The following is a 9,365-nucleotide window of genomic DNA, read 5'->3' as shown; positions in this document are numbered from 1 at the left end:
AGTATGAGATAGTCTCCATAAAAGCAATCTTCTATTTCTATATATACTTTATTTGGTAAACCAGACATACTGCATGAACTAAGGTATGGCAGCGCACGTAAACCAAAAAGAATGTCTATCTAAAAAAAGTGAGTAATCAACCACTTTATATGGCTCTCGTACTAAAAGAATATCCAAAATTCTCTATTTTTGTGTCAAAGTTTCGTTACTCTTAATAAAAACCTAATCAACCGAATTCATTAATGAAACAATCTGGAAATAAGTCTAATGCAGTTGGCCTGGAAAGCGTAGGCATTACAGCGGCAAAAGAAGTGCTATGGAACTTAAGCCCTGCTGAGCTGGTAGAAGAAGCCTTGAACAATGGCGAAGGCTATTTGACTAGCACAGGAGCCTTAATGTGTGATACCGGTAAATTTACCGGCCGATCCCCTAAAGACCGCTTTATTGTAAAAGATGCCAAGACAGAGGATTCTGTGTGGTGGGGTGATATTAATATTCCGTTTGATGCTGAAAAGTTTGATCGCCTGCACGAAAAGATGGTGAACTTCCTTAAGGATCAGAAACTTTACGTACGTGATGCTTATGCAGGCGCGCATCCTGATTACCGCCTTAACCTGCGCATCATTAACACGCAGGCATGGCAGAATCTTTTCTGCAATAATATGTTTCTTCGCTTGAGCAACGAAGAAATAAAAGATCATCAACCAGAATTCACCATTATCTGTGCCCCTGAGTTTGAGGCAGACCCTGCTGTAGATGGCACGCGCCAATCTAACTTCGCCATCATTAACTTCACCAAAAACATGATCCTGATTGGTGGAACAGGGTACGCTGGCGAAATGAAAAAGGGAATATTTGGAGTGCTTAATTACATTTTACCTCACGAGAGGAACACCCTCTCAATGCACTGCTCTGCTAACGTTGGCGAAAGCGGAGACACAGCTATTTTCTTCGGTTTATCGGGCACAGGCAAAACCACCTTATCAGCAGACCCTGAGCGTGGGCTGATCGGCGATGATGAGCATGGCTGGACAGCTGACAGCGTGTTTAATTTTGAAGGTGGATGCTACGCCAAAGTTATCGACCTAACGCGTGAGAAAGAGCCACAAATTTGGGATGCAATCAAATTTGGCTCTATTGTAGAGAATACCCGTTTCTATGAAGGCACACGCGAAGTAGACTACACCAACAACTCAGTTACAGAGAACACACGGACCGCTTACCCTATTAATTATATAGATAACGCCGTTGAGCCTTCCAGGGCAGATATTCCTAAAAACATCTTCTTCCTTACTGCTGACGCTTTTGGTGTGTTACCTCCTATCTCAAAGCTTAATACAAGTCAGGCCATGTATCACTTTATTTCTGGGTATACAGCCAAGGTAGCCGGCACAGAAGTAGGTGTAACAGAACCTCAGACAACTTTTTCGGCATGCTTTGGAGCTGCCTTCCTTCCGCTTCACCCTACAAAGTACGCAGAGATGCTGGGGAAGAAAATGGAAGAAAATAATGTAAATGTATGGTTAGTGAATACGGGATGGACTGGTGGTCCTTACGGTGTTGGAAGTAGAATGAAGCTGCCTTATACAAGAGCAATGATTACAGCTGCCTTGAAAGGTGAACTAGAACATGTAGAATTCACAAAGCATCCTATATTTGGAGTTGAAATGCCTAACTCCTGCCCTAACGTACCTTCTGAAATTTTGAGTCCACGGAACACGTGGCAGAACAAAGAAGAGTATGACACCAAAGCAGCTGACTTGGCTTCTAAATTCGTGAAGAACTTCCAGAAGTACGCTGAATATGCCAGTGATGATATTCTGGCAGGTGCACCTCAGGCAGAAGTGACTGCTTAAGTAAACCTTTTCAGTTTAAAAGAGCCTCTCTGCCTCGTGCAGAGAGGCTCTTTTATTTCTATAGACGCTCCTTTTTCGTAATTTCGTATAGATACAAAGGAAGGTGAAAGAACAAGATCCTTCTATAATAGTCTCAATAATTAAATATCATAACGTGCACCTATTCTATACACCAGATATATCTTCTGACTTCTATACCTTGAGCGAGGAAGAGTCTAAGCATTGTACCCGCGTTCTGCGCTTAAACCAGGGAGACACTGTTTACCTGGTGGATGGCAAAGGAGGAATGTATACTGCTATCATACAAGATGGGCACCAGAAGAAATGCCAGCTTCAGGTTATTGATAAACAAATAGAGTACGGAAAGCTGCCCTATACTTCTCATATTGCTGTGGCACCAACTAAAAACATGGATCGCATGGAGTGGTTTGTGGAGAAGGCCGTGGAGATTGGTGTAAGTGAGATCACCTTTTTACTTTGTGAACACTCCGAACGCAGGAGCTTGCGGCTGGATAGGCTGGAGAAGATTGCCGTAAGTGCCATGAAACAATCACAGAAAGGCTACCTGCCCCTGCTCCACGACATGACTCCGCTACATAAGTTCATAAAAAAAACTATACCTGAGCGTACTTTTATCGCTCATTTAGAAGATGATGCAACTAAAGGCATAAAAGAATACTTTAACTACGGGCAGCAACATTGTATTATGATAGGTCCGGAAGGTGATTTTTCTACCAACGAGATTGCAGCAGCTTATGAGGTTGGCATCAAACCTGTTACACTGGGCCAAAGCAGGCTTCGTACGGAAACAGCTGCATTAGCAGCATGCCATACCTTACATGTACTTCATGACATTTTTGCACCGTTATAAAGCTATAGATTTATTCCCATGAAACGCCTACTCCTGCTTCTGATCATACTTTGCTGCGCTGCTCCCTTAGTAACGGCACAAAATTATAGCTTCAAAATAGCGAAGCTAAAGTATAATGGAGGCGGTGACTGGTATGCAAACAAAACATCGCTCCCCAATTTAATACGTTTCTGCAACCAAAACTTAAACATGAACATTGCTGCCGAAGAGGCTGTGGTGGAAGTAGGAAGCCCCGAGTTGTTTTCATTTCCCTTCGTGCACATGACAGGGCATGGCAATGTAGTTTTTTCAGAAGCCGAAGCACAAAACCTGCGCAACTATCTGCTTAGCGGTGGTTTTCTGCATGTGGATGATAACTATGGCTTAGATAAGTTCATCAGGAAGGAAATGAAAAAAGTATTTCCAGAACTTGAGTTTGTAGAATTACCTTTTGAACACCCAATTTATAAGCAGAAGTATAACTTTTCGCACGGATTACCTAAAATACATGAGCATGACAGCAAGCCTCCGCAAGGTTTCGGTATCATACACGAAGGAAGGCTGGTGTGTTTTTATACTTATGAAACTGATTTAGGTAATGGCTGGGAAGATAAAGAAGTGCATAATGATCCGGAGCAGATACGGCAGCAAGCTTTGCGTATGGGCGCCAATATACTAACCTTCGCCGTGACGCAGGCTGAGTAAACATTATTTAAACTTCTTTTAGGGCACGACTACTTCTGTTGTGATAGCTAATTGTACTTTCGGTTAAATATTTCAGTAAGAATAACTGCATCACGTACAGAAGAAGGATTACGCAATAAGGCCGCAAAACGACTTGGCTTTAACTCAACGGCTTTTTCATTCGGCACAAAGCTTTTTTGCTCCCTGAACTTAGAATTTTTAGCTGCTTCTATGGCCTCTGCCCTTTTTTCCCAGGATCGTGCCCTTTCCGGCTTCTCTTCATAGCTGTTATACTTATTGAAAACCGGTTGAGCCGATTCGGTTGCTAAGGGTGGAAGCACTTTCTCACCTACAAACTCTCTAGCATCCTGCACAAGGGTTTTACCTTGGCTTTTAGCCTTTTCTGCTTTGGGCTGAAGCTCTTTTAAAATATCTTCGAAAGATGTTACAGGTTGAGCTGGCCGCTGTTGTGGCTGTGACGCTACGGTTCTTTTTGGTTTTACTTCAGGGCTTTTATCATCAGGTGTTTTAAAAGCCTTTCGCCACTGCGACACAACAAAATAAGCAACAGCAGCTAATATGTATAAAATGATCTTATAGTCTTCCATGGCATAGGGGTCTTATCAAAGATAGCAAAGTGCGGATAAAAGAAAAATATTACATCTTTGTAAATGCACCTTCAAAGGATTTCTTTTCCCAAAGCTGGTTTTGTGTTACTCACAGCCATAGCATTCATATTGCTATACTTTCAGTTTTCGCATGAGGGGCTTTATTATTCTGATGATGTTGGCTACAGTGCGTTAGCTGCACGCATTTGGCATGGCACTTTTGATATTACTGCTAACGGGCACACATTTATACATAGGCCCGGCTTATTTGCCCCAGTTGCACTGATTTACAGCACCTTTGGCGTAAATTACTTTACCTATACTTTATGGCCTTTAATATGCACCATCGGCTGTGCTATACTTATTTATTGGGCTTCAAAAAAAGACATAGAAGCTGCTTTTGCTTTGATACTTCTGGTACTAAATTTCTATTTCTTATACTTCGTAAACTTTCTATATCCAGATAATGTAGTTGCTTTCTTTGCTTTAGCAGCTGCAGCATTATACTATACTGCCAAAAAGGCCCCATCTGCTTCTAAATCATGGAAAGGTATAGCGTTCATGGTTTGCCTTTTTGTGGCATACCTGGCCAAAGAAACAGCTGCTTTAGTACTTCCATTCTTTATTCTTTCAGCAATTTACGCTTGGTTTAAAAACAAGTCTCTGCGCCATTTCTGGATAGCTGCTGCTGCAACTGCATTATTTTTAGGATCTGTTTACCTCCTATACTACTACATCGAAACAGGGAATCCTTTCTTCCGGCTTACTGAGATGGAGGAAGCTAACTTATCTTATAGCAACTATGTGACTAATCCCCATCGTGCCTACTTTAAAAGGCTCACATGGGGGCCAATAGCTGCCATTATATCAACAGGTACTTTCATACCTCTAGTTTTGATGATGGGTGGAAAACGGTGCTGACAGCCGAAAAGTGGAGGCAAAAAAACTTTTGGCTACTCTTGTTCTGCTCTGGCTTTGTTGCTTTATGGTTCAGCAGCACCTCTTTTAAGGTATACAATCCCATCACACTTGATGCCCGCATGTACAACGTGCTGCTTCCGTCCTTAGCTATTGCTGCATCTGTAGGCATAAAGCAAAAGCTTTTAAGCATCAGGTACACCGTTTTTTATACGTTCATTTTCCTGCTCTCAGCTGTATACCTGCACAACACCATGAGCCTGATATATGGAGCTTTAGCGGGTTACTTTTTCTTTCACTCGGCTGCGCTATACTTTAGAACTTTGCAGGAACATAAACTTGTATTTATAGCCGCTATCAGCCTGGCAACTATTCTTGCTATCCGTCCGGTATACTTTATGTTTAAACCTAAAACGCTTTATTACCAGGAACATCAGGCTATAATGCAGCAAATAAAGATGCTTTCAAATCAACATCCTGTTAAAGTATATACGCCAGGTTACTTACTGATTGCAGCACCTTATTACTATAACTATCAAGTTCCGGCAAGTATAACTTTCTCTAATTACAGTGATACCAGCACTACAGGTGGCAGCACAGCAAAAAAATACCTGATCCTCAACAAAAAGCTTAATTCAATCCCCTCCTTTACAGATGCACTGTCTACTGATTCAGTACTAACCACTTACAAAACGAGTAAACTTATATTTGAAAAAGAACCGCTTCAGTTATTTATCATAGAGTAAGTCTTCTTAACAACAAGCGCATTATTTACCAAAAATCGTCTTATTTTTGAGTTTGGATAGAGGAGTTTTCTGAGCAAGCAAATGCAAGTTTCAAAATTAGAGATTAGAGGGTTTAAAAGTTTTGGCGACCGTGTCGTTATTAACTTTGATAACGGAATTACAGGCATTGTTGGGCCGAATGGCTGTGGCAAGTCAAATATTGTGGATGCCATACGCTGGGTGTTGGGAGAACAGAAGACCCGTAACCTGCGCTCTGACAAGATGGAGAACGTTATTTTCAACGGTTCCAAAACACGTAAACCTGTACAAATGGCGGAGGTGTCCATTACCTTCGACAACAATAAAGGTATTCTTCCTACGGAGTACTCACAGGTAACTGTTACGCGCAAGTATTACCGCAACGGGGACAGTGAATATATGCTCAATGGCGTTACCTGCCGCTTAAAGGACATCAATGAGTTGTTTCTGGACACAGGTATCGGGTCGGATAGCTATGCGATCATTGAGCTTAAGATGGTGGATGAAATCCTGAATGACAAGGAAAATTCTCGCCGACAACTGTTTGAAGAGGCTGCCGGCATTTCTAAATTCCGAGTGCGCAAAAAGCAAACGCTTAAAAAACTAGAAGAAACTGATGCCGATCTGGAGCGAGTAGAGGACGTGCTGCATGAAATCGGTAAAAACATGAAGACGCTGGAGCGGCAGGCAAAGCAGGCTATCAAGTACTTCAACCTGAAAGATGATTACAAGAAGCACAGCCTTGAATTTGCACGCCGTAACATATCTCAATACCAGCAAACAATGGAGCGTCTGGAGCAGGACGTACAACAGGAAACTACTCTCAAAGAGCAGTACATTGTAGCTGTTACCACTGCCGAAGAAGCTATAGCAGACCAGAAGGAAGAGCTAAACCAGACACAGGAGAAGCTGGCAGAGATGCAACGCTCAATGCAGGTGCAGAGCGCGAAACTGCGCCAATTGGAAAACGACATTAAATTACGTTTTGAGCGGGGTTCTTACTTGAAAGAACGGATGCAACAGCTGCGCCAGCAAATCAGCCAGGATACGGCTAACGTGGAGCATACGCAGGAAAGCATACTTGCACTACGCGACGAGCTGTTGGAGGTGCAGGATAATTTTTCCGGTGCCGAGGACCAGGTAACCGAAATGAAAGAGCAGCTGCAGGAGGCAAATGAGCAAAAAGCAGCTTTACAGGAAACATACCTGGACCTGGTGCAGCAGCAGAAAGCAAAGCAAAATGAAGTATACCAGTTAAGTAAATCATTGGAAATTAGCCAGGTCCAGATTCAGAACATCAATCAGGAATTGGAGCGCCTGCAACAGCAACAGCTTAATGCCGACGAAGACGGGCGCATACTGCAGGAGCAGCTTCAGGAGGCACAAGCTATACTTGAAGAGCAAACATCTGAGTTAGTGCGCTTGCAGGCCAAGGAAGAAACGCTACAGCAGAACATTGAAACAACCGAAGCTGCTATTGAAGACCTTAAAAGCCAGCGTGTTGAACTTAACAGGACATTGGATGCAAAGCAGAACCAGTATTCGCTTACAAAGTCTTTAGTAGAGAACATGGAAGGCTTCCCGGAAGCAATCAAATTCTTGAGTAAGTCTGACAGCTGGAGTAAACCCGCTCCTCTCCTATCGGACATACTTATATGTGAACCTGATTACAAGCCTCTTATCGAAAGCTACCTGGAGCAATACATGAACTACTTTGTAGTAGATGAACTCCAGGATGCTGTAAACGCGATAGCATTGCTGAAACAGGAAAACAAAGGCCGCGCTAACTTCATTATACTTTCAGAAATCGAAGAGCTTGAGCCAACTGCTACCTATAGCGATGGTAACTTAAAGGCGGCATATGAGTTTATGTCGGCTGAAAAGAAGTATAGCAGCCTGATGAAGTATATGCTCCGCAACGTTTACATAACCGAGGATGCGGAAGAAGAGCTTTACGACAGTGATTATAAAACTATTATTCTGAAAGACGGTAGTGCCATACGAAAGCCCTTAAGCTTATCCGGTGGCTCTGTAGGTGTATTTGATGGAAACAGACTAGGCCGAAAGCAGAACCTGGAGAAGCTGGCGGAGGAAGTGGCAGAGCTACAGGAAAAGGTAGAGCTCATGCAGAGTCGTATCAATACGCAAAATCAGATACTGCAAAACTACAGGAACGAGTCTGAAAAAGATACTATTAAAGCGCTTGAAAAAGAAGTAAGCAAGTTACAGCAAGACCTTCTAACGGTGCGTATCAAACATGAGCAACACCAGCAGAACATCCGCAACTTCGATCAGAAAAGAGATGAACTGCATGAACGCTTGGTAGAGCTGCGTGAGCAAAGTATGGAAGTAACTCCGCAGGCTGAAGCAGACCAGAAAGAGTTGCAAAGGCTGGAAGCCGAGATTGCTGTTTATACTTCAACCATTGAGCAGCAGCAAGAGCAGATAACCATTATATCCGGCAGGTTAAACCAGGAGAATATTCAGTACCATCAGCTCAAGAACCGTTTTGCCAGTCTGCAGCAGGAAATAAGTTACAAACAAAAGTCTGTTGAGACGAACCAGGAACGCATTGTAGGCCTGAAACAGGAGTTGAAAACGGCAGAACAGGAAATTGAAGAAGCTGATGCCTTTGTCGAAGACAACCAGGCGGTGGTTGAGAGTATGAATGAGGCGCGCCATGAGTTTGCACAAGAGCTAGAGGAAATAGAGAAGGAATACTTTTCGCTTCGTGGCGATATGGATGAAAAAGACAAAAGCATCCGTGAGTTGCAGCGCAAGCGCCAGAATTCTGATGAGTTACTGATGCGCATGCAACAGGCTAAAACAGATACGCAGCTGAAGTTGGTGGCAATTAAAGAGCGCCTGGCTGCTGAATTCAACATTTCAGACGAAGACTTTGCCAGTCCTGTGCCAGAAGAAGAGCTGCTGATCCCACTTTCGAATCCTGAATTGAGCGATCATATTGCCAGTGTAAAATCGCAATTAGATAAGATGGGCCCTGTAAACGCCATGGCAGCAGAGGCTTATGCAGAAATAGAGGAGCGTGATAAATTTATCACAGAACAAAGAGACGACCTCCTGAATGCGAAGAATACGCTGATAGACACCATCAACGAGATTGATATGGTGGCAAAAGAGAAGTTTATGAGTTCATTTAATGAAATCAAAGATAACTTTAAGCGTGTATTCAGAAGCTTGTTTACTGATGAAGATAACTGCGACCTTGTGCTCTCAGATCCTCAGCACCCGCTTGACTCTAAGATAGAGATTATGGCACAGCCAAAAGGTAAACGTCCGCTTACCATTAACCAGCTTTCTGGTGGTGAGAAAACGTTGACAGCTATTTCACTGCTATTTGCCATATACCTTCTCAAGCCGGCACCTTTCTGTATTTTTGATGAAGTAGATGCCCCGTTGGATGATGCTAATATTGATAAATTCAACAACATTATTCGCACATTCTCTAAAGACTCACAGTTTATTGTTGTAACCCATAACAAGCGCACGATGGCCTCAACAGATGTAATGTATGGCATCACGATGATTGAAGCTGGTATCTCCAGAGTTATACCTGTTGACCTTCGTCAGATAGCTTAACCATATAACTACTACAAGCATAAACAGAGATGGCCGCTATAAATTAGCGGCCATCTCTGTTTATGCTTGTACTTAATAAGTTGTA

The 9,365-nt window shown here is 42.8% G+C and carries 7 protein-coding genes; 6 read left to right on the top strand and 1 reads right to left on the bottom strand.

Annotation, left to right across the window (positions count from 1 at the left end; translation table 11 throughout):
- Positions 1-242: 242 nt before the first annotated feature.
- The 3 genes from pckA (at position 243) to ACFQ2O_RS17125 (ending at position 3,411) form a co-directional block, all read left to right on the top strand.
- The gene (pckA, locus tag ACFQ2O_RS17135) at positions 243-1,856 is read left to right on the top strand and encodes a phosphoenolpyruvate carboxykinase (ATP) (RefSeq protein WP_377530587.1); all 1,614 of its coding nucleotides are present in this window, start codon (positions 243-245) and stop codon (positions 1,854-1,856) included.
- Positions 1,857-2,010: 154 nt separating this feature from the next.
- The gene (locus ACFQ2O_RS17130) at positions 2,011-2,727 is read left to right on the top strand and encodes a 16S rRNA (uracil(1498)-N(3))-methyltransferase (protein WP_377530583.1); all 717 of its coding nucleotides are present in this window, start codon (positions 2,011-2,013) and stop codon (positions 2,725-2,727) included.
- 18 nt (positions 2,728-2,745) lie between these two features.
- Positions 2,746-3,411 carry a DUF4159 domain-containing protein gene (locus ACFQ2O_RS17125; protein ID WP_377530578.1) on the top strand — a complete coding sequence of 222 codons (666 nt, stop codon included), beginning with the start codon at positions 2,746-2,748 and terminating at the stop codon, positions 3,409-3,411.
- Positions 3,412-3,458: 47 nt separating this feature from the next.
- On the opposite strand, the gene ACFQ2O_RS17120 is transcribed toward ACFQ2O_RS17125, so the two are convergent.
- On the bottom strand, positions 3,459-3,998 hold the full coding sequence (locus ACFQ2O_RS17120; protein ID WP_377530574.1) for a hypothetical protein: 540 nt from the start codon (positions 3,996-3,998) through the stop codon (positions 3,459-3,461).
- A gap of 102 nt (positions 3,999-4,100) precedes the next feature.
- Here ACFQ2O_RS17120 and ACFQ2O_RS17115 point away from each other — a divergent pair, with 102 nt between their 5' ends.
- The 3 genes from ACFQ2O_RS17115 to smc all read left to right on the top strand — a co-directional run bounded on the left by ACFQ2O_RS17115 (position 4,101) and on the right by smc (position 9,280).
- Positions 4,101-4,919: an ArnT family glycosyltransferase gene (locus ACFQ2O_RS17115; RefSeq protein WP_377530570.1), complete on the top strand. Its 819-nt coding sequence runs from the start codon at positions 4,101-4,103 to the stop codon at positions 4,917-4,919.
- Entirely contained in the window at positions 4,913-5,662 is a 750-nt protein-coding gene (locus tag ACFQ2O_RS17110) for a hypothetical protein (RefSeq protein ID WP_377530567.1), read from the top strand. The genes ACFQ2O_RS17115 and ACFQ2O_RS17110 overlap by 7 nt, the downstream gene beginning before the upstream one ends.
- Before the next feature lie 81 nt (positions 5,663-5,743).
- Entirely contained in the window at positions 5,744-9,280 is a 3,537-nt protein-coding gene (gene smc, locus ACFQ2O_RS17105; RefSeq protein WP_377530564.1) for a chromosome segregation protein SMC, read from the top strand.
- The last annotated feature ends 85 nt before the right edge of the window (positions 9,281-9,365 follow it).

It is taken from the genome of Pontibacter rugosus, assembly GCF_042678745.1.
Classification (GTDB): Bacteria; Bacteroidota; Bacteroidia; order Cytophagales; family Hymenobacteraceae; genus Pontibacter; species Pontibacter rugosus.
This window is presented reverse-complemented; position numbering and strand designations above follow the sequence as displayed.

Bases quoted from the DNA above. Each gene is read 5' to 3' on its own strand.
- ACFQ2O_RS17125 (WP_377530578.1), top strand. From the start codon at position 2,746: ATGAAACGCCTACTCCTGCTTCTGATCATACTTTGCTGCGCTGCTCCC.
- smc (WP_377530564.1), top strand. From the start codon at position 5,744: ATGCAAGTTTCAAAATTAGAGATTAGAGGGTTTAAAAGTTTTGGCGAC.
- ACFQ2O_RS17120 (WP_377530574.1), bottom strand. From the start codon at position 3,998: ATGGAAGACTATAAGATCATTTTATACATATTAGCTGCTGTTGCTTAT.
- pckA (WP_377530587.1), top strand. From the start codon at position 243: ATGAAACAATCTGGAAATAAGTCTAATGCAGTTGGCCTGGAAAGCGTA.